Raw genomic sequence first — 367 nt, forward strand, 5'->3', positions numbered from 1 at the left:
CACCACCGACATCGCCACCCAGGGCGGGCAGTTCGACGTGCTGACCATCGGTACCTACGAAACCCCGTTGTGGGGCGCCAAGCATTGGCTGGAACCGCTGACGCAACTGCCGGCCGCGTACGACGCTGACGATATTTTTCCCTCGGTACGCCAGGGCCTGTCGGTCAACAACACCCTGTATGCCTTGCCATTCTATGGCGAAAGCACCGTCACCTATTACCGCACCGACCTGTTCAAACAGGCCGGCCTGAGCATGCCCGCGCACCCGACCTGGACCCAGCTCGGCGAATTCGCCGCCAAGCTCACGGCAAAAGACAAAGACCAATACGGCATGTGCCTGCGGGGCAAGGCCGGCTGGGGTGAGAAC

1 protein-coding gene is annotated in these 367 nt (G+C 62.4%); it reads left to right on the top strand.

Annotation, left to right across the window (positions count from 1 at the left end; all coding sequences use genetic code 11):
* The coding region (locus HX803_RS32550) for an extracellular solute-binding protein (RefSeq protein ID WP_178926132.1) at positions 1 to 367 on the top strand (367 nt) is incomplete at both ends.

This window comes from Pseudomonas sp. P7548 (genome assembly GCF_013386585.1).
Lineage (GTDB): Bacteria > Pseudomonadota > Gammaproteobacteria > Pseudomonadales > Pseudomonadaceae > Aquipseudomonas.